Source organism: Cytobacillus oceanisediminis (assembly GCF_004366035.1).
Taxonomy (GTDB): domain Bacteria; phylum Bacillota; class Bacilli; order Bacillales; family Cytobacillaceae; genus Cytobacillus; species Cytobacillus oceanisediminis_C.
This window is the reverse complement of the sequence record NZ_SOEE01000018.1, coordinates 13,192-33,888: the sequence shown is the minus strand read 5'-3', so window position 1 is coordinate 33,888 and position 20,697 is coordinate 13,192. Positions and strand designations below refer to the sequence as shown.

Here is a 20,697-nt window from a genome sequence, read left to right as displayed (position 1 = left end):
CTCCTAAGTATGATTGTCAATATTAATCCCATCCCTTTATTATTCCTGCTAATAGAATAATATCAATTAAATCTTAACAAACACTTTATGCAATTCTTAAGATTTTCTTAGTGTTTTAAAAGAAACAGCCATAAATCGGCCATCCGTATGTTTACTCATAATAAAAGGGATCAACATGATGAATCTCTCTCAATTTTTTTTAGCCATTATAAGAAACATAATAATCACCACATAATTAAAGAAGCAATCCCTTTCATCGCAGGATTGAGTGGGATTGCTTCTTTACAGAACAAGCTGCAGTAAAAGACAAAAGGACCTGCTAATGCAGGTCCTCGCAAAATTAAGCCGTTACGGATGCAGCGTATTTTTCTTCCAATGTCTTCTTTAATAATGAAGCTAATTCAAGCATTCCATATTTTCCTGCTCTCGCTTCTGCATCAGAGTTATAGTTTGTGTTGGTATTGATATCATAAGTGTAAATATCACCTTCAGCATTTCTAATAAATTCAATGCCAGCAACTTGAATATGATTCCTGGCAAGAACGTCTTTATATTTTTCTAAAATTTCGTCCTCAAAATCTTCAATGATCTGGAACTTAGGCTTCTCTTCAACCTCTTCTCCTACCGGGCAGAATAAGTCGCCAATCTGGCATGCGTCCGCTGGGCAAAGTTCAAATCCTTCCGATGTATCAACCCTTACGGCATAAACAAAATTGCCTCCGACAAATTCACAGCGGGTGATATAGCTTTCAGGAGATTGAATGTATTCCTGAATAAGGGTAATGCCATCAACAGGTTCTTCGAAGGAAGGTCCCTCCACATAAGCTTTTAGAGCTTCAATACTATGGAATAATTGAACACCCAGGCCTTTGCCGGCACGGTTATGCTTCGTGATAAACGGCTGTCCTGCAAATACTTCGGCCGCCTTAATAATATGTTGTTTTCCCACCGCTGCAATTGTTTTTGGAGTCCTGACACTAGACTTGTTTAACTCCAAGTACTGCAAAACCTTGCTAACTTCCAACTTTAGAGCGCTCGTTCCATTTAACACTGTACGGCCATGTGCTTCAAGCCAGGCCAATACTTGTCCGGAAAATTCAGCCGCAAAACGATGATCGCGGGTGTGAGAAGAAGCACTCATTCGGCTATAGAAGATTCCTTCCGGCGGTTCCGCCGATAAATCCAGCGTCCCTTCGTCTAAATGCCATTCTTCATAAGGAACACCCAGTTCCTCCAGCCTTTTTGTCAAATGGACTGTCCACTCACTATTTTCATGAATTACATATACCTTGCTCATTATTCAGGCCCCTTTCTAGCTCTTTATTAAACTGCGTTTTTGTTCCACTAATGGCATAACCGTTTTTGCAAAGCGTTCCATTTCCTCCAGCTGAGGTGAGAATTGCAATAATAGCAGGTCCAGGCCAGCTTCTTCATATTGTAAAATCCGATCAGCAATTTGCTCTGGTGTTCCTACTAGGTTTGGCCGCAGACCTCTGTTAGAGACAGAGTAATCCTGCAGCTGAATCTGCTGCTCTAATTGTGATTTTGTAGTGAAGTCCTTAAAGCCTGCATAACCGCTGGAATCCTTCACAGTCGTGACTTTTTCAAGCTCAGCAAGAGCCTCTTCTTCTGTATCACGGCAAATAACATAAGCAGCCATTCCAAATGAACTGAATGGCGCATTGCCCGTTTGTTCACGCCGTTCCTTCATTTCTCCTATTTTCCGCTTAATCTCTTCAGCCGTTCCGCCGTGCATAACATAAGCATCACATTTTTCTGCAATGGTCTGCTTGCCTTTTTCACTTTCACCACCTGCATAAAGAATCGGGTTAGGTCTTTGAACTGGCTTTGGAGCAAGCTTCGTGTCCTTTAGGTTGTAAAATTGGCTGGAATAATTGAAGGTTTCTTCCGTCCACAGCCCTTTTAGAACATCGATGAATTCCTCGGTACGTGCATAACGCTCATCATGCTCTGTAAAAATACCGCCATATTGACGGGCTTCTTCGGCCCACCAGGCAGAAACCACATTTAGAGTAAAGCGGCCGTTGCTGATTTGATCGATATTGGCTGCCATTTTTGCTGCTACAGCAGGATTATGAAAACCGGGACGGACCGCGGTCATAATTTCAATTTTTTCTGTCACGGCTGCCAGTGCGGCTGCCGTGGACCAGGCTTCAAGAGAATCATGATCCGGTCCTTTAATATCATTTAAATATAATTCAGCGATTAATGTAGTCGAGTATCCCCATTTTTCAGCCGACTGAATGACGTTTTTAGCATATTCAAAGGTTGGCGGCATTTTTTCGTCTTCCACATTTCGCAGCCATCCTCCAAAAATCGGCAGCCAGAAACCATATTTCATTTTTCTTCTCTCCTCTTGCATTCTAAATAACTACTTTTCGCATAATTTAAGTTGGATATATAAACATTAAAAAAACTCTCCTCCTAAGAAGAGAGTTTTATAACCCTCTTCTCATCTTTCAAGCGTTGCGCTTGCTGGAATTGGCACAGTATTCATCAGAACCTGCTGCCGAGGCTTCAAAGGGCCAGTCCCTCCACCTCTCTGGATAAGAAGAAAAATATTCAATTTTTTAATTATTTAAAGCGATAATAATTTAAATTCATCAAATTGTCAACCAATTATTTCTGAACTCTAAATATTGTTAAGACTCCCTTAATAAATGCACTAATACATATCCTTCTGAGTAAAATTCCAAAACGCAACAGCAAGACAAGCGGCAGCCCAAATCCCAAGAATGGTTAATGAAAATGGCAGTGACATCCCTTCAATCGGCGGAGCTTGACCTTCCAAGTAGTTAATCAGATCAAAGTTCAAGTTCACTAAATACTTGGAACTCGTCCAGCTCGAACCGATAGAAGATAACAGGGTGCCTGCGATTAACACCGCCATCATTGCCCCGATTCCAGTCGCTGTATTTTTCACCAGAACTGATATCATGATGCTTATGGTTCCAACAACCGCTGTTACCACCCAGGCAAGCCCAACTGACATCAGCAGGTATTCCCACATCGGCAGGGTATGGATATATTCCGTTGAAAACTCACCAGATGCAGAAGCTTGAAATCCGGTCAAAATAGGTGCGGTCCAGCCATCATATCCGAGCACGATACCTGAAACCCCATAACAGACAATCACGGTTGCCGCCATCAGCATAGAGGTATACAGCAAAACCGTCAGCCATTTAGCCATCAGGATTTTCCATCGTTTAACCGGCCGGGACAGTAATGTTTTGATGGTGCCATCATTATATTCCCCGCTCACAATATCAGCCATTATAATAATAATGAATAAAGGCAGGACAAGTGTGATTCCCTGCGAGAAAAAGATGCGGATAAACGTAGGGGCTCCAGGATAGTTCGGGTTGATATCGTTGTCCAGATAATACTGCTTTTGCTTCAGATCAAATTCAAGGAACTGTCTGAACTCGTCCTGGATTCCACTCGAGGCCAGCCGATTTTGCCGATCGACAATCTCCTGCTGAAGCTCCACTCTCCAGTCCAGAGTGCCCTGCTTTTCGATTTTCTCCTGTATCTCCCGGTATTGTGCGTATGTAAACATAGAGACTAGAATGACTAAAATGACGATGACAACCGCCAGGCGTTTTTTGGAAGCAATTTTCATCACTTCATTATGAATCAGGCCAATCATATTTGGATTAGACAATATGATCGCCTCCTGTCAAACTAATAAATAGATCCTCCAATGTCTGCACTTTCCTTTCGATCGTCCATACTTCAATACCCGCCTTCATTAAAGCTTCATTCAGGATCGAGGTTCTGCCTTCATCCATAAGAGTGTGTATAGTATGGTCATCGTATAGTTCTGCAGCCTGGACATATGGGGATTCTTTAAAAATAGCAAGTGCACGAAAAGAATCACTGACTCTCCAATCCACACCAGATGACAGTGCACCAACTAAATCGCTTACGCTGCCGACCTTCACGATTTTCCCATGGCTCATAATAGCCACACGGTCAGCCAGCAACTCGATTTCACTTAAAATATGACTGGATACGAGCACCGAAAGGCCCGTATCATCGACCAGCTTCCTGATAAATGTCCGCAGAGCTTTGATTCCCATCGGGTCCAGTCCATTAGTAGGCTCATCCAGTATAAGCACATCCGGACGGCCTAACAATGCTTGTGCAATACCAAGGCGCTGACGCATTCCTAATGAATAGGTCCGAACCTGATCATCAATTCTTGCAGTTAGATCAACCAAATCAATGACCTCTTGGATTCGTTCTTCATCCACATCAGGCAGCATCCGTGCAAAGATTTGCAGGTTTTCGCGCCCGCTCAAATACTTATACAGCTCTGGGTTTTCGACGATAGAACCAAGCCGCTGCATCGCTTGAACAAATTGCTTTCTTACATCAAAACCGCAGATGTTAATCTTTCCGGACGTTGGCTTAATGAGCCCAACGAGCATCCGGATCGTGGTAGTTTTCCCGGCACCATTAGGACCCAGGAACCCAAATACTTCTCCTGGATAAATTTCGAATGATATATTATCAATAATCGTTTTCTTTCCAATTATTTTCGTTACATTTTTTAATTGAACTGTCGGCTTTAAGCTCATAGCATCACCCTTGTTCTATTCTAACTAAATTTTCGAATAATGACTCTTTTAAATACTCAATTTGAGAAGAATTTGGATACAATTATAAGAAAAAGAGAGGTCAAATGATGAAAAAATGGATGCGGCAGTTATTTTTAACACTATCCCTTGCACTGACAGTTCTTTTTGGGTATGGCCTATTCAGTGCCTACATGGATGTTACCAGCCCGCCCCGAGCGGAAATATTAGTGAAATCAGAAGAACGTCCTGCCACACCTGGCGATACATATATCGCACTTGGGGATTCATTGACCAGGGGTGTCGGCTCATCAAATGGAGAAGGTTTTGTCCCGCTGATTGGAAATGTACTTAAAGAAAATCATACTGTTGAACGTTTCCAAAACCTGGGTGTAAGAGGTGCCAGAATTGAAGATTTGCTGGCCCAGTTAGAACAAAAGGAAGTCAAGAGATCTCTTAAAAATGCCAAAATCATTACCATTACAATTGGGGGAAATAACCTATTTAATAGCGGGGAGATCCTAAAAAAATATTCAGAAGAAACCGCCCTTGGCATCCTGGAGACCCAAATTCCGAATTTGGAAAAGACGTTTAAGCACATTCGTGAAAGTAATCCGAATGCAGTCATACTCTATATGGGGCTATATAATCCATTCAAGCAATCGCCCAACGGGGATTCATTTGATTCCATCATCCAAAAGTGGAATGAGTCTGCCCGTACACTAGGCTTGAAATACAGCGTTCAAGTAGTGGATACTTTCAATCTGGTCACGGATGCCAAACGTGATCTTTCCAGTGACGTTTTCCATCCGAATGATTCTACTTATCAGCAAATAGCTGATAGCATGTCACTTGTCATTGAAAAAAGTATCATACAATAGGAAAAAGGTGAATCTACAGTCCACATGAGGTCTGAACTGCAGATTCACCTTTTTCATTATTACATGCTTCATAAACCTTTATCCATAGTGTCCTATGGGCTATGATTCCGTTAATCCTATAATGGTGTACTTACCCTAACTGGCGTTTGAATTCTTTAACTGCGAAGAAGTAAGAGATGACCATGATGCCGACGCACCAGGCAAGCGCGATCCAGATGCCGCTGCCTACAGATCCTTCATACAAGAGGGCACGGATCGCATCCACGATTGAAGTCACGGGCTGGTTCTCAGCGAACACACGGACAACTTTAGGCATGGTATCGGTTGGAACGAAGGCCGAACTGATAAAAGGCAGGAAAATCAGCGGGTAAGAGTAGGCTGTCGCCCCTTCCATAGACCCCGCTTTTAATCCGGGAATGACGGCCAGCCATGTCAGCGCCAGCGTAAACAGTCCGAGTATCCCTGCTACCGCGAGCCAATCCAGTATATCGGCGCTGGAACGGAAGCCCATCAAGAGAGCTACGAGGATAACTACCCCAATAGTAAGCGCATTGGAAACAAGCGAGGTCAGCACGTGAGCCCACAATACCGATGAGCGCTTGATGGGCATCGTAATGAAACGCGCCATCAGCCCGCTCTTAACATCCGAAAACAGCCGCACGGAAGTGTAAGCGACGCCGGATGCGATAGCCATCAGCAGAATTCCCGGCAATAAATAATTGACGTAATTGTCCGATCCTGTCTCTATGGCCCCGCCAAATACGTACACAAACAGCAGCATCATCATAATCGGCGTAATCGCCACCGTAATAATCGTATCCGGGCTGCGCATGATGTTGCGCATTAAACGGCCTAGTAATACCCCTGTTTTGCTTTTCATTTACATCTCCTCCTTTTTGCCGATGATTGCGAGGAAAATTTCCTCCAATGTCGGCTGCTTCTCGATATACTCCACTTTTGCTGGCGGGAACATCTCTTTGAGTTGGGCAAGTGTACCAGTCGTGATGATTTTTCCGCCATGCAGGATGGCGATTCGGTCCGCCAGTTGTTCGGCTTCCTCCAGGTACTGGGTCGTCAGCAAGATGGTCGTGCCGCTGCTGGCCAGCTCCTTGATGGTATCCCAGACTTCAATTCGTGCTTCCGGATCAAGCCCTGTCGTTGGTTCATCGAGAAAAATGACTGCCGGTGTCCCGATCAGGCTCATAGCGATGTCAAGCCGGCGCTTCATCCCTCCGGAATAATTGTCCGCCCGGCGGTTGGCCGCCTCGGTCAGGCTGAATCTCGCAAGCAGATTATCAGCGACTTGAGCGGGATTGGAAACTCCCCTCAGCTTGGCGATCATCATCAGGTTTTCCCGCCCGGTGAGCATGCCGTCTAAAGCTGCGAACTGCCCTGTCAGACTGATGCTTTGGCGAACATGATCCGGTTGACGCTGAACGTCAAAGCCGCAAATACCTGCTTCTCCGCCATCGGACTTCATCAGCGTCGAGAGGATGTTGACGGTCGTCGTCTTGCCCGCTCCATTTGAACCCAGCAGGGCGAAAATTTCGCCACGCCGCACCTCAAAATCCACTCCCTTTAAGACTTCCTTATCTTTAAAGGATTTTTTTAACCCTTTTACAGAAATCGCTGTATTGCTCATACTTTTTTCCTCCTTATAATTAGCGCCTTGCGGAGCTGGATTGTCTACAACCCTCTACTTAGTCTTACATATATTCTGTATGACTTAGTACTGGAGTAAAAATGAAACTGAATAGTGCAGGTGACAAATCACATTTGTAAAACACCTATTCAGTCGGTATTATCTAGTGAATTTACTTTTTTCCCAATCGCTTCATGATACTCTCATTCAAATCTTCCCGATACTTGGCGACATAAGTTTTAGCATTTGCCACTAGTTCGTCGGCAAAGGATGCCACGTCATCCCCGGTGATTTCAAGCACTTGTCTGCCTTCCGCCGCACCGGCTTCGAACAAATCGATTAATTCATACTGCATGTGCAGCATATCCATCCCGTTGCCCGCTGAGAAATTCCACATGTAGTTTTGAATTTTCTTAAATACAAACTGGTAATCCTCTGGAAGTGCTTCAACCCGTGCCATCATCATCTTGTATTCTTTTTTATCACCAATCATTTTTTTGAACATATCAAACATGTTATTTTTCCTCCTTTTTTATAAAGCTGAACAAGACACTCCAAAAATATCTGACAGAATATCTTATGAAACTAGGTTGACTTCAAGACGTTGATTTTTGATGATACAAAATCCCATTTCTCCCAAAATAATTCAAGTTCCTGGCGGCCCGCATCATTAAGTGAGTAAAATTTGCGGGGCGGCCCCATATCTGACGGTTTCTTTTCCACGTTCACCAGCTTTTTCTTTTCTAATCGCACGAGGATGGTGTAGACCGTCCCTTCCACGACTTCGGTAAAACCAAGCTGGTTCAGCCGGCGGGTAATCTCGTAGCCATAGGTTTCATGTCGGCTGATGATTTCCAGTACACAGCCTTCCAGCGACCCCTTCAGCATTTCAGTTAAATTTTCCATGTTCTGAGCCTCCTCTATTGTGTCTGACTTATATTCAGTATTACTTAGTACCAGGGGAAAATTTTTACTGGACAGCTTTTGGGAACCTCCCGCTATTCAGTATTGCTTATTACAGGTACATTGTAACACCGAGTAGCGAAGGGTGTCAACTATTTATCATAAGAATAATTTAATTTGGTCAACTGCCCAACAAAAAACTGCTTGATTAACAGCTTATGAGCATCCAATGCAAAAACAAATAAATGACAACCCGCTATTTCTCCCATAGCTCGGCCAGCCGGCCTTCTGGGTCTTTGATCCAAATAAACTTTCCAAACTCACTATCCTCTTTTTCCTTAGCAAGTGGTACATGAATTTGTTCAAGATGCTTAATAGTCTCGTTTAAATTATCTACTTGAAAATTTAACATCACATGTTGTTCTGCTGGAAAATAACTGTCATTCTCGGCAAAGAAAGAAAAGATAGTCTCATTGCCTAATTGGGGTTAAATCAAAGTCCTATTTCAATTTTCCATTTCAATCTTCAGCACTTCACTATACCACTTTTTTACAGCATCAAGATTCTTAGTTCTACAAAATATCCCGCCGAGCCCTTTTATCATCGTAACTAACTCCTGTCACTTTTTATTTTTTCGCTTTCTTTACTAACTTTAGGATTTCTATAAAAAAAGGAACTGCTGCACACAGTTCCTTTTTTATACTCCTCCAATGACCAGCTAAATCCAGTCTGCACTTTCATCAGCAAGCCTTTGTAAATCATTCATAAAAACACCAGCATGATACCCATCACAAACAGCATGATGCATTTGTAAAGAGACTGGAAGGAATAATTCATCATTTACTTGTGAATACTTCCCTCCAGTTATTATGGGCAAGAGAAAATCCCCGCCATTATTAATATTTAAATTAAATGCGGTAAAAGAACTCCATGGAATCATAGAGATCGGAATAGTATTATCTGGTATAGGTGTTTTTGGAAATAATCGCCCCGTACCATTGTATCTTTCTTCATCATTTTCATATTGAGCATGAAACTCAGAAAAAATTGATAAGTTTGGTGACCAGATGCCAGAAAATGTGTGCGTCATCTTATCAAAAATGGTATAGAGAGGGCAAATCTCTGTCCAATAACCTAAATTACCTTCTGAGTTGAAATTCATTCTAAATTCTCTGTGGGCGTTAACGATTTTTGTCACTATAAAAATAAACGCAGGATATAACTTATAATTCTTTTTCTTTAAGTTCTTCATAAGTATCGTAATATTTATTTCATTCGTCAGACTGAATGTTGTCTGCTGCTGTAAATAGTGTTCAAAATATTCTTTTCGATCCCACTTATCACGATTAATACTGTTAAATTTCATACTCAACGCCTCCTAATATAATTAAATTTATCTTAGGAGGCTATTTTCACTGCTTTTTTCATGACAGTCATCCTTTTTTATTCAATATTTCTTTATATTATCAAGTATCCCTAACTAGTTTCAACAAGCTTTCTCCACTAACAAGCTCCTCAGTTCAAAAAGCAGTATTAAAGAATGGCCTCTTCCTATATTAAAACTCATTCATGTTTGATATGACACCTTTTAAGATTTCTATTGATTTTATTGGGTCATCATCAAGCTCTAAACTGTGATTGCCACCCTCAACCACTTTTAATATAAGAGTTTGGTTCTTTTTCAATTTTTCAAAGCGCTCATCAATGAAACAACTATCCCGATCTCCCATTATACAAAGTCCCTTATGATCACTATGAATCATTGTGTTAAATACGTCATCTCTTTGCAGCAATGGCGTCAGCCATACGGCTTTTGCATCTTTAAACATGGTATTATCAAGCAGATAACTCAAAGCTATTGTTCCGATTGATTTAGCCACAAAATAATAATTACTGTATTTCTTGTTCTTGATGGCACTGTCGATTGCATGTTGTACATCTCTAGTGAAATCCTCTTCACTTAGAACAGACATCTCTTCCCTGCTAAATGTATAGTTAATGTGTAATACATCAAAACCCTTTGTGTAAAATAACCCTGTTGCAAAGTGCAGCAGCGGAGCTTTTGTTGTATAGCCAGCCCCAGGCAAGACAATAACTAACCTGTTTGTTTCTCTCTTTTGTTCTATCATTCTAAAAGGAATACTTTTTGAACCAGCAATACTACGATTAGTCAACGTTTACTCACTTCCTAAGTTTTTATTGGTATCTATTCTTGACCATTAGCCTATATTCCTTTTTCAAGTGAACTGCCCCCTTAAGCAACATGAAAACCAATTTAGAGCAGTAATCGAAATTTCCCTTTGCATTTTTTATATAAATAATCAGTGATCAGCTTATCGGATTGATGTTTTTTGTCAGTGCTTGTTCTACCCAATTAAATGGAGCATTCAATTGAGTTTTCACTGAGAGAGGGATTGACCAAAGATAAAGCATTTGGGATTGTTGAATCTAATATTGAAGAAACAAAGAAGTCACAATACATGTTGGGATGGAACTCTTCATTCCTCTCTCAATCGTTCATATTTTTGGATTGAAACCATTGCGATAATTCTTGCTGCTGCAAAGTATAAAACCCCAATCATCTTCATTGGCTTTTGTTCACTAAACAAGTATTCACTCCTGTTCTTTAGTCTAGGAAAGCGCTCCATAGGTGATGATAATAAAAAATCCAAGTATTGCTCCCCGTGAGCTTAATTTCTAATACGCCCAATCAATATGCTATAATTTGGAGGGTAAATTGAAGATAGAGGTGACAATCCTTGGCCATACATGTCGTACTATATCAGCCGGATATTCCGGCCAATACCGGAAATATTGCCCTTACTTGTGCTGCAACGGATACATCCTTGCATTTAATCCGGCCGCTCGGCTTTTCAACAGATGAAGAAATGATCAAGCGGGCAGGCTTTGATTTCTGGAACTCTGTGAACATAACGTATTATGATTCAATGGATGATTTTTTTTCAAAAAACCAAGGAGAGTTTTATTATATTGAAACCTTTGGTGAACAAGCACATTCATCCTTTGATTTCAGTGATCCTTCAAAGGAGCATTATTTTATGTTTGGAAAAGAAACAACGGGCTTGCCAAAAGACTTACTGGAAGAAAATAAAGATCACTTTTTAAGAATACCCATGAATAATAATGTACGTTCACTCAACCTTTCGAGCACAGCTGCTATTTTGGTGTATGAGGCTCTGCGCCAGCAGGGATTTCCCCATTTAAAATAAAACATCTTCCTCTCTGGAAGATGTTTTGCACTTTTATAATAGACAAATCCCAATTTTAATTTATGTATCTGCTTCAAACGGAATGCTGGTTTTCTTTCTTGTTCCCCGCGTTTAAATATCCCGCTATCACAATAAGAAAAAGCTGCCGAATGACAGCCCAGGATCCCGCTATCGAATTGATTAAATGACACCTTCAGATCAGTCATTTTTCCGGTTTCAGAATAGTTCTTTGCAGGGGAACGCCCCCCATCGAAACATTGCGTTCTATAAAAATATAGGTCTTGCCATCAATAATGAATTTTCGATTCCCTATATAACTGGCATCTCTCCCTTGATTGACAAGTTCACTCTGTATTGCTTCAACATACTCTTTAAAATCCACATACCTCTCATCCAGATCAATGGTGATATGATTTTTTCTATAGCCCATAAGCCAATTAAAACCAATCAGGCATATACCGAGTATGGCCAAAAATAATATGATTTTCATATTAATGTATCACCCTCCTTTAAATTCTTTTTTCCGCCTATACCTAATGTATGATTTAGTAGGTGTTACGTTTCATTTAAAGAAAAAGATTCCTCTAGTTTATTTGACTTCAAAAAAGAAATAAGTTTCTCATCTCTTTCCCTTGATAACTTACCTAACCAGATTAAATGTCCCCAAGAATCAAGTACACTGATTTCAGAGTGTGGAATATTTTTGTGGGCATGATAAGGATGTTTCAGTGGAATAAAACCGTCATTTTTACTATGAAGAATCAAAACAGGACTGGATATGGATCTTAAATCTCGGCTGGTTAATTCCTTGGCTTGTTTAATGTCAATAAGAAAACCACTGCCTGATCGCTGACGATTATTCATCTTGTTGAATTCCGCCACATCGGTGTCACCAATTCTTTGTTTAATGTCCTCTTTTGAGAGGGAACTAAACTGCGAAGACATCATGTTGAACATTAGCTTTGAAAAGGAATTACTGAAAAAACCAAGCATCTTCCATGTGAACCCTTCAACAGATGGCCGAAAGATAATGTGTGCTGCCTTATACTCCAGATCCTTAGGTGTCAGCCATTCCTTTGAAACCGCACTCTCTAAGGTAAGGCTTTTGACTCTTCCTGGAAATAAAGAGGCAAATCGGATTCCCGTTGGGCCGCCAGCCGATAAAGCTATTACATGAGTTTGCGTAATTCCAAGATGATCTAACAACTTTGCATAATATTCACAAGAAGTGACTAAACTTTCTCCCATTTCTTTTGAAGTCTTTCCATATCCTGCTCTCGATGGGGTAATAATGGAATAACCATTCTCCACTAAACCTTTATAGCCAAATTCTTCGTTGCAATTTGAGTGGCCTCCATGAAATACAAAAATAGGCTCCCCTTTCCCAATAACGGAATACTCGATGGTCATATCGTCTATTGAAAATAATTCAACACTTCTCTCCACACTTTCATCTCCCTGATTACTTATCTCTCTATCTCAATACTAACATAATATTCCAGACACTAAAAAAAACAGAGGGCTATTTTAGTTCCTCTGTTTTTTCCTGCTAACCTATAATCCCTTTTTTACCTTCTGCTCCATCAGCTGGGCCACTTGCGCAGAATTAAGATCATTCTCTTCATAGAGTTTATGAATGATGTTTTGATAGTCTCTTTCATTCCTGTTCTGGCTTAATTTATTGGCAGCTTGAATTTCCTTTACCTTAATCTTGAATCCAACAATTCCTTTTATCTGCTGTTCTAAAAGCTCCGGAGAAAGCTTATTCCATAAGACAGGATTTTTGCGATGTTTTTCATACTTTTGAAGCAGCATGGCCAGGTCCTGCTTTAATTCCTCTTCGCTCAGAATACTGGCTTCTCCATATACATGGACAGCCTGATAATTCCATGTCGGGACATTTTCTTCCTCATACCAGGAGGAAGAAATGTAAGCATGTGGCCCCTGGAACATCACCAGCACATCTTCAGAGGCTCGGAATGTTCTCCATTGCGGGTTTCCATAAGCCATATGCCCTGTTAAATAGAACGTATCTCCTTCTTTTATTAACTGCAATGGCAGATGAGTGGCAATGGGTCTTCCATGTTTGGTCGTGACCATCGTGCCAAACGAGTTATTTTGAACAAACTCCCATATTTCATCCGCATTTGTGACTTTATAATATTTAGAAATATACATGATCATCCGCCCTTCGAAAAAATCATTTGAGAATCTTGGCCATTATAAAATCTGTTTGTTCTTCATCACCCATATAAAAGGAGTGGGCTCCCGTTTGGACAAATCCCATTTTCTTATAAAAGGCAATTGCCTTTTCATTTTCTTCCCATACACCTAGCCAAATTTTCTTCTTATTGCGTTCTATCGCGAATTCCAGTGCTTTATTGATTAGGTATTTACCAAGCCCCTGTTTCTGAAAATGGCTTCTGATATAAACCCTCTCGATTTCGAGTGCTTCATCGCCCATTTCTTCAGTCTGAGCCTCATCTGTATTAACCTTTAAATACCCGGCAGTCTCGCCTTCAAATTCAACAAAGCAGAACTGTGATGAAACTTGAGATAGTTCGGTTTCTAATTGCTTTAGGTTAAAGGCCTTTTCCAGATAGGCTTCCATATTTTCGGGTGAATTCTGTTCCTTAAACGTCTCATTAAAGGTTTCATAGCTAATTTCCTGAAGTCTATTTAAATCTTCAAGCGTACATTTTTTCATATTTATAGTCATTATGCCTCTCCTTAATAATTTCTCTTGTTCCCCTTTTTCACATATTCCCAGTCTTTCTCTACATTTTTTCTAACTCTTTGAAGCAGACTGAAAATGATATCTGCTTCTTTTTCGGTGAATCCCTCTAAGGCAATCGCATTGGAATAGTCATGTTCTCTTTTTATAAATGGAAAGGCTTTTTTCCCTTTCTCGGTTGGGAAGAGCTTCCTGATTTTTTTGTTTTGTTCATCCTCTTTCTTTTCTATAAATCCAGTCATTTCAAGCTTTTTAATCGCACGGGCTGCCGTTGTCCGATCTACTTTTATCATCTCAGCTAGCTTTTCCTGAATAATTCCTGGATTTTCACATATTCGCACAAGGTACAGGTACTGCCCTTTTGTAAGGTCAAGCTCTTTAAATTCGATATTGCTTATGGAATCCAGCGCCCTCGCGATCATGCCAATTTCACGGAGAATTTCCAGCGTACTCAACTCCTTAACTCATTTTTTGCTGTAAATGCAATAATAATGCTGTATATTTAAACTACCTTATTTTTGTTGCATTTGCAATAAAATAAGATGATTTGTAGTCCCGGCTATGAAATTCAATGGTCCAATTGTCAATGGACCTTTATTAACCGTTTGTTTAGATAGAAAGAGCACTCTTTCACCACAATAAACAACCTATCGTCCCATACGCATATGATAAAATAAATAAAAATGGGAGGTGTTTTATTTGCCGGATTGGTCGTATCATCCTATTTTTAAGCCCATACTCCAGAAGCTTCCGCCTTCCTTCAGCCGGGAGCTTATCCATCGCGGAATGAGCATGATTTCATCCAGCCGTATAGGGGAAGGATTAATCGAATTTCTTGGTCATATGGAACCCTCCAGCAAGCTTGCAAAAAATTTATTTGGCGTTCATTTTTCCACTCCAGTCGGACTAAGCGGCAGGATTGATCCTCAATTATCGGGGATGAAGGCTTTTCAGAATCTGGGGTTTGGTTTTATTGAAATTGGCCCAGTTTCCATTCGAGGGTCATCAGAAGAACTATATATAGACCCAAAACAAGAGAAGATACATAGATTAACTGACGCTTCAATGGAGTTAACGGCAGCTAAGGAACAGCTGCTTTCTCTAAAGAAAAAGAAGATTCCGCTTCTTATAAACGTTGAAGGAACTCATCAGGAAGCCCTGCAAATTTGTGAAGAATTGCTTCCATTTAGCGACGGATTTATTTTGGGCAGCCATACTTTTCATTCAGCGAGCCAGTTTAACCAATTTAAATACGAATTAAATAAACCTATCATCCTTTCTATTTCCCAGGAAGATACTCTCAGCCTGGACTATAGCCCGGACGGAATTCTTCTTACAGGCAATGATTCACTGGAAGAATTCATTTATAAGCTGTCAGCTCTCAGGAAGCTGTACAGCGAAGAATTGCCCATCATCACTTCAGGCTGTGTTAAAGAGCCTTCAGATTCTATTAAACTGCTGGAAAGCGGAGCTTCTTTAATCATGTTAGGAGATAAGTACATTTTCACTGGTCCTGGATTGCCGAAGAGGATTAATGAGGCTTATACAAGTACATTTCCGAAGGAGCCTGTCGAAGCGGATGGATGGCGCTGGTATTGGCTGTTTGGCTTAGCTATTGCCATTGCAGGGTTCATAGCCCTGTTTTTCAGCATGACTTCAGTGATCCTTCCCTATGATGAGAGCTTTCTGGGGATCTTTAGGAAAGATATTATTTATTTTAACCCTGCCATTTTATACTTTATGGCTCATGACAGAATGACGCTGTCAGGAACGATGATTTCAGGAGGAATCATCTATATGCAGCTTGCCAGGCATGGTATAAGAAATGGCCTCCACTGGGCAAGAAAAGCAGTAAATACAGCAGGAACTATCGGATTCCTGGGAATTGTCCTGTTTATTGGCTACGGTTATTTCGATTGGCTCCATGGGCTTTTTTGGCTTATTTTACTGCCCTTTTTTATATTGGGATATGCAAAATCCAGGACAGCAAGCGCATCTCCATCCAGTTCAAATCTTTTCAACAGTACGCAGTGGAAGCTGAGCTTATTCGGCCAGCTTTGCTTTGTGATCCTGGGTTTTTCATTAGCTATTGGCGGGATCGTTATTTCCGTCATTGGAGCTTCACATGTATTTGTACCAACGGACCTTACTTATCTTTGCCTGACCCCGGAAGCTCTGAACGAGTTTAACGATCGGTTAATTCCTGTGATCGCACATGACCGTGCGGGATTTGGTAGCGCACTTTTAAGTGTGGGCTTGCTCGTCTTGATGCTGGCTTTATGGGGGATCCGCGAGGGGGAAAGATGGGTGTGGTGGACATTCGCCATTGGGGCCATTCCAGCATTCGCCGCCGGGATCTTAACTCATTTTTTTATTAACTATACGGATTTTATCCACCTGCTTCCTGCTTACTTCGCATTGCTTTTATATGTGATTGGCGTTATCACAACCGCCCCTTTTTTATTAAAAAAATAGTGGCAGCAAATAAAAAACCGGCGGTGCCAGAACTGGACACCACCCGGTTTTCACCCTATTAATCATTCTTTAACAGCCGCTTCTTCACCTGTTTGATTTTCATGATGGGGTTTCACTCTTTTAATAAAGAAAGCAAGTATGAGTGCAATCACCGCAATCAATGCAGAAATGAAGAAAGTGAAATTAATGCCATGCAGCATCGCCTCATTCATGATTTTCTGCTGCACATCAGCTGCGGCCTGTGCAAAGGGCTGAGCTGCACTGGCACTCATATTGGCCAGTGTGTCACCTGCCAGTTCCTCTGCTTTTTCTTTCGTGCGGTTGTTCATGACGGTAATCAGCAGCGCGGATCCAATGGCGCCGGATACCTGCTGCAGCGTATTATTCATAGCGGTTCCGTGCGGATTATTTATCGCCGGCAGCTGATTCAACCCATTTGTCATGACAGGCATCATGACCATTGACATCCCGAACATCCGAAAGGTATACAGCAGAACAAGGGTAGAATAGGCCGTATTCATGCCGATTCTGCTGAAGTAATAAGATGTCACAACGGTAATGGCCAGCCCAATCACCGCCAAAACTCTTGCCCCATACTTATCAAAGAGTTTCCCTGTAATGGGAGACATGATCCCCATAACAATCGCTCCCGGAAGCATCAATAGACCCGAATCCATTGGTGAAATACCGCGGATGGTCTGTACATAGATGGGCATCAAAATCATCGCGGAAAACATAGCAACGGCTATCACGATTGAAATGGCCGATGAGAGGGCAAACATCGGATATTTGTAGATGCGAAACTCAAGCATAGGATCATCCATCCGAAGCTGACGAAGTATAAAGGTAATTAATGCAAGTGCCCCAATCACAATCGTGCCGTACACGAGGGGACTATCCCATCCTTTTTCCCCTGCTGAACTAAAGCCATAAAGCAACCCGCCAAATCCGATGCTTGATAAAACCAGGGAGATGAAATCAAGCTTAATAGCTCTCTGCGGTGTGATATCTTTTAATTTAAAGACTGCAAAAACTACGGTTAGCAGAGCAATTGGCAGAACAAGGTCAAATAACATTCTCCAGCTGTAATGTTCAATCAGCCAGCCTGAAAGAGTCGGCCCAATCGCAGGAGCTGTAATCATGACAAGACCAAACATCCCCATTGCTGCCCCTCTTTTTTCGACCGGAAATGCGGTAAGCATGACATTCATTAATAATGGCATCATAATCGCGGATCCTGAAGCTTGAATCATCCGAGCCCCTAATAACACACCAAATGCAGGCGCAATACTGGCGAGGAATGTTCCCAAAGTAAATAATGCCATGGCTGTAATGAATAACTTCTTATCAGAAAATCGCTGAATGAAGAATGCACTCGCCGGTATTAAAATCCCGTTAATAAGCATATAGCCTGTAGACAGCCATTGTACGGCAGTTGCATTCACCTCGAACTCTCCCATAATGGATGGGAGGGCAACGTTCAGCAATGTTTCATTCAATATCGCAACAAAAGCCCCGATAAATAAAATGGCGATCATGCCATATGGCGGTTTGTTTTGACCCGTATTGGTTTCCTGCGACATATAGAATCAATCCTTCTTTCTATGTTAAATAAAGACTTGTTTATCGGATACACCCAACCGGGTCAGACCTGTATGAGGCCTTCCCGTAAAACGTTTTTCAAAAACGGGCTTGGTTCGCCTACGCTGTAGAGCTGCAAATCATGCATAGCTCTGGTGCAGGCGGTGTAGAAAACTCGGCGCAGGCTTTCATCACCATAGACATGCTCGGACGCATCATAAATGATGACGGCATCAAATTCGATGCCCTTGGATAAATACGACGGTACGACAACCACTCCTTGTTCATATTCAGTCGAGTTGCTTTTCAGGAGTTTAATTCCATCAACGCCAGCAAGGGCCTCATATGCACGCAAACTTTCTTCAGCCGATTTGCATATGATCGCAATACTTTTAAACCCTTGGCTTCGTAAATCCGCGACTTTAGAGGCGATACAGCTGTGCAGCTCCGCTTGATCGGCTATTTGTTTCAGCTCGGGCCGCTTGCCGCTGCGATCAAAAGGGATGATCCTTTCACCGTTTGGAACGAGTCTTCGCGTAAATTCAATGATCGGCTTTGTGGAGCGGTAGCTTCGTGCGATATTGATCACTTCTGTTTCATCCGGTCCGTAGAGACCGGCAAGCGGTTGAAAATCAGCCATTTCGCTGGCATGGGCAAATATCGCCTGATTAAAGTCGCCGAGGACCGTCATCTTGGATGCAGGAAACAGGCGCTTCAGAAACTCAAATTGAAAAGGCGAATAATCCTGCGCCTCATCAACGACGATGTGCCTAATCGAACTGTTCGTCTGAAATCCTTGAATCTGCTCCTTCAGATATAAAAACGGGGTAGCATCTTCATAAAGCAGGTGACCTTCATCCAGCATTTCCAGCGTCGCCTGGCAAATATCTGCCCATTCCTCTGGCGGCTCCCCTTCTGTCCATTGTTTGATCTGTATGGGATCAGCAAAAACCTGCCTGTATATCGCCTTGAAATCGATAACGCGCAACGCACGGATTCGTTTTCGCAGCGGCTTCAGCTTTTTCCGGACAATCAAGCGGGCTAACGCTTCAGGCTCGATTTCATAATCATGAATCGAATCTTCTTTAAAGCCGCGCTTTTTAGCGAGATAGGCATGTGCCTTATGATATTCCTCATTACTGAGCAGCTCGATTTCCTCTTGTACCCACGGCTTATTCCGTTCCGCCTTTTCAGCTTCATTGATACGGTTAATGAGCCAATCCATCAGCTTTTCAAGTCTGTTATGAAAGCGAAGTGAAGTGTCGCTGCTATAAAACCTCTCCGCCATTTGCTTCGAAGAAACAATCGGCTTTCCTCTGAAGATTATGTCCTTAAATAGCATTCCAGATAGCTCCAGCGACTTCATGTATGCATGGATCGCCTCAAAAAAGCGGGCAGATGCTTTGAATTGAATGCCTGCAACCCTTGCCCTGTAGGAAGAGGTATGGGCTGCAGTTAACACATATTCCAGCTGCCCGTATGGATTTTCAACTTCAAACTCTTTACTCAGCCGATGGTCCAAATATTCCTGGAAGGTGACCTGCTGCATATTCTCTTCACCAAGTTCCGGCAGCACATTGGACACATAACTGTTAAACATTGAGTTAGGCGAAAACAAAATAATTTGCTCCGCATTTAGATTATCCCGATCTTTGTACAGCAAATAAGCAATCCGCTGCAGGGCAGCCGATGTCTTGCCGCTGCCAGCCGCACCGTGAACAATGAGCAGCCTTCCCTGATCATGACGGATGATTCGGTTTTGATCCTGTTGAATGGTAGCTACAATATTGTGCATATGTTTGTCAGTGCCCTTGCCCAGAACCTCCTGCAGGATCTCATCGCCAATGGTGAGACTTGTATCGAACATGGACTGAAGAACACCGCCGCGGATAAGATATTGCCACTTCTTCTCCAATCTGCCCTGAATTGTGCCTCCGGGTGTTTCATACTTAGCAGGACCGGGCTGGTAATCGTAGTAGACACTCGAGATCGGTGCCCTCCAATCGTAAATAAGGAAATTTTCGCCGCTGGCATCTCTCAGCGAGCTGATGCCAATATAGATTTGTTCCTGTTCTGATGAACCTTCTTCCTTAAAATCAATACGGCCGAAGTAGGGAACCTCCTCCATCCGGCGCAGCGTGGACAATCGCTTGGATGCATGTCTATGAGTGCTTTGGCTGACCGAAAGAGCTTGAGCCTCCTGCCTCAACCCGATGATGGTCTCGAGGTAATCATCGAAGGTATCAATATTCACCCTGACTTCATCCCAAAAGTGTTTGCGGATATGAACCACTTCGTTTTTACGCCTGGAGGTCTCTTCTTCCAATCTGCTGACTTCCTCCGCAATTGTCCCCATGACATTGTCCAATCGTACTTGCTCCTGCTGAAGTTTCGTATTCATAGCAAACACTCCTTAAAAAAAATTTATAAAAGGGTTGACAAACGAATCGATTGCATTATATAATTAAGATAGGGAAAATATATTTAAATTTTATTATATAATGCACATCTATATTAATTTACCACAGGATTTCACTTTTTTCAATGGTATTTACTTAATTCTTTAATTGTCGATTTCGACAGAGCCGTATTTAACATTTCAAATGTTAAATACGGCTCTTTTTATTTTTTAACACCCTTGTACTGATCC

General features: G+C 41.8%; 20 protein-coding genes, 1 pseudogene and 1 riboswitch. Of the genes and pseudogenes, 3 read left to right on the top strand and 18 right to left on the bottom strand.

Annotation, left to right across the window (positions count from 1 at the left end; translation table 11 throughout):
• Nucleotides 1-340: 340 nt before the first annotated feature.
• The 4 genes from DFO72_RS26730 to DFO72_RS26715 form a co-directional block, all read right to left on the bottom strand.
• Entirely contained in the window at nt 341-1,297 is a 957-nt protein-coding gene (locus DFO72_RS26730; protein ID WP_113885450.1) for an ATP-grasp domain-containing protein, read from the bottom strand.
• A 15-nt stretch (nt 1,298-1,312) separates the two neighbouring features.
• Nucleotides 1,313-2,362 carry an LLM class flavin-dependent oxidoreductase gene (locus DFO72_RS26725; RefSeq protein WP_113885449.1) on the bottom strand — a complete coding sequence of 350 codons (1,050 nt, stop codon included), beginning with the start codon at nt 2,360-2,362 and terminating at the stop codon, nt 1,313-1,315.
• 108 nt (nt 2,363-2,470) lie between these two features.
• A riboswitch (SAM riboswitch) is annotated at nt 2,471-2,574 on the bottom strand.
• Nucleotides 2,575-2,686: 112 nt separating this feature from the next.
• Complete coding sequence (locus DFO72_RS26720; RefSeq protein ID WP_181782433.1) at nt 2,687-3,670, bottom strand: ABC transporter permease; 984 nt, start codon at nt 3,668-3,670, stop codon at nt 2,687-2,689.
• A 7-nt stretch (nt 3,671-3,677) separates the two neighbouring features.
• Nucleotides 3,678-4,604 carry an ABC transporter ATP-binding protein gene (locus DFO72_RS26715; RefSeq protein ID WP_113885447.1) on the bottom strand — a complete coding sequence of 309 codons (927 nt, stop codon included), beginning with the start codon at nt 4,602-4,604 and terminating at the stop codon, nt 3,678-3,680.
• Nucleotides 4,605-4,708: 104 nt separating this feature from the next.
• Between DFO72_RS26715 and DFO72_RS26710 the strand changes: the two genes are divergently transcribed.
• Nucleotides 4,709-5,482 (top strand): SGNH/GDSL hydrolase family protein, encoded by a 774-nt coding sequence (locus DFO72_RS26710; protein ID WP_243856284.1) that lies wholly within the window; start codon nt 4,709-4,711, stop codon nt 5,480-5,482.
• Between the two features lie 130 nt (nt 5,483-5,612).
• Here DFO72_RS26710 and DFO72_RS26705 read toward each other — a convergent pair whose 3' ends face one another.
• The 7 genes and pseudogenes from DFO72_RS26705 to DFO72_RS26675 form a co-directional block, all read right to left on the bottom strand.
• Nucleotides 5,613-6,362, bottom strand: a complete 750-nt coding sequence (locus DFO72_RS26705) for an ABC transporter permease (protein WP_113885445.1) — start codon at nt 6,360-6,362, stop codon at nt 5,613-5,615.
• Entirely contained in the window at nt 6,363-7,124 is a 762-nt protein-coding gene (locus DFO72_RS26700) for an ABC transporter ATP-binding protein (RefSeq protein WP_113885444.1), read from the bottom strand.
• A gap of 172 nt (nt 7,125-7,296) precedes the next feature.
• Nucleotides 7,297-7,638, bottom strand: a complete 342-nt coding sequence (locus DFO72_RS26695) for a DUF1048 domain-containing protein (RefSeq protein ID WP_009335229.1) — start codon at nt 7,636-7,638, stop codon at nt 7,297-7,299.
• A 71-nt stretch (nt 7,639-7,709) separates the two neighbouring features.
• Complete coding sequence (locus tag DFO72_RS26690) at nt 7,710-8,030, bottom strand: PadR family transcriptional regulator (protein WP_019379484.1); 321 nt, start codon at nt 8,028-8,030, stop codon at nt 7,710-7,712.
• A 253-nt stretch (nt 8,031-8,283) separates the two neighbouring features.
• Nucleotides 8,284-8,631: pseudogene (locus tag DFO72_RS26685) on the bottom strand (VOC family protein).
• A 114-nt stretch (nt 8,632-8,745) separates the two neighbouring features.
• The gene (catA, locus tag DFO72_RS26680) at nt 8,746-9,393 is read right to left on the bottom strand and encodes a type A chloramphenicol O-acetyltransferase (protein WP_113885443.1); all 648 of its coding nucleotides are present in this window, start codon (nt 9,391-9,393) and stop codon (nt 8,746-8,748) included.
• Between the two features lie 190 nt (nt 9,394-9,583).
• Nucleotides 9,584-10,201 carry an alpha/beta hydrolase gene (locus DFO72_RS26675; protein WP_113885442.1) on the bottom strand — a complete coding sequence of 206 codons (618 nt, stop codon included), beginning with the start codon at nt 10,199-10,201 and terminating at the stop codon, nt 9,584-9,586.
• Between the two features lie 585 nt (nt 10,202-10,786).
• Here DFO72_RS26675 and trmL point away from each other — a divergent pair.
• Nucleotides 10,787-11,257: a tRNA (uridine(34)/cytosine(34)/5-carboxymethylaminomethyluridine(34)-2'-O)-methyltransferase TrmL gene (gene trmL / locus DFO72_RS26670; protein WP_113885441.1), complete on the top strand. Its 471-nt coding sequence runs from the start codon at nt 10,787-10,789 to the stop codon at nt 11,255-11,257.
• 202 nt (nt 11,258-11,459) lie between these two features.
• On the opposite strand, the gene DFO72_RS26665 is transcribed toward trmL, so the two are convergent.
• From DFO72_RS26665 to DFO72_RS26645, 5 genes are all read right to left on the bottom strand, one after another.
• Nucleotides 11,460-11,747: a hypothetical protein gene (locus tag DFO72_RS26665; RefSeq protein ID WP_113885440.1), complete on the bottom strand. Its 288-nt coding sequence runs from the start codon at nt 11,745-11,747 to the stop codon at nt 11,460-11,462.
• A gap of 65 nt (nt 11,748-11,812) precedes the next feature.
• On the bottom strand, nt 11,813-12,703 hold the full coding sequence (locus DFO72_RS26660) for an alpha/beta fold hydrolase (RefSeq protein WP_113885439.1): 891 nt from the start codon (nt 12,701-12,703) through the stop codon (nt 11,813-11,815).
• 108 nt (nt 12,704-12,811) lie between these two features.
• Nucleotides 12,812-13,435 (bottom strand): FMN-binding negative transcriptional regulator, encoded by a 624-nt coding sequence (locus tag DFO72_RS26655; RefSeq protein WP_113885438.1) that lies wholly within the window; start codon nt 13,433-13,435, stop codon nt 12,812-12,814.
• A 22-nt stretch (nt 13,436-13,457) separates the two neighbouring features.
• On the bottom strand, nt 13,458-13,976 hold the full coding sequence (locus DFO72_RS26650; protein ID WP_113885437.1) for a GNAT family N-acetyltransferase: 519 nt from the start codon (nt 13,974-13,976) through the stop codon (nt 13,458-13,460).
• Nucleotides 13,977-13,987: 11 nt separating this feature from the next.
• Complete coding sequence (locus DFO72_RS26645) at nt 13,988-14,413, bottom strand: MarR family winged helix-turn-helix transcriptional regulator (protein ID WP_113885466.1); 426 nt, start codon at nt 14,411-14,413, stop codon at nt 13,988-13,990.
• Between the two features lie 277 nt (nt 14,414-14,690).
• Between DFO72_RS26645 and DFO72_RS26640 the strand changes: the two genes are divergently transcribed.
• Nucleotides 14,691-16,466 (top strand): dihydroorotate dehydrogenase, encoded by a 1,776-nt coding sequence (locus DFO72_RS26640; protein ID WP_113885436.1) that lies wholly within the window; start codon nt 14,691-14,693, stop codon nt 16,464-16,466.
• Between the two features lie 62 nt (nt 16,467-16,528).
• Here DFO72_RS26640 and DFO72_RS26635 read toward each other — a convergent pair whose 3' ends face one another.
• Together DFO72_RS26635 and helD are read right to left on the bottom strand one after the other, a co-directional pair.
• Complete coding sequence (locus DFO72_RS26635; protein ID WP_113885435.1) at nt 16,529-18,049, bottom strand: DHA2 family efflux MFS transporter permease subunit; 1,521 nt, start codon at nt 18,047-18,049, stop codon at nt 16,529-16,531.
• A gap of 62 nt (nt 18,050-18,111) precedes the next feature.
• Entirely contained in the window at nt 18,112-20,448 is a 2,337-nt protein-coding gene (helD, locus tag DFO72_RS26630) for an RNA polymerase recycling motor HelD (protein WP_113885434.1), read from the bottom strand.
• Nucleotides 20,449-20,697 lie beyond the last annotated feature (249 nt).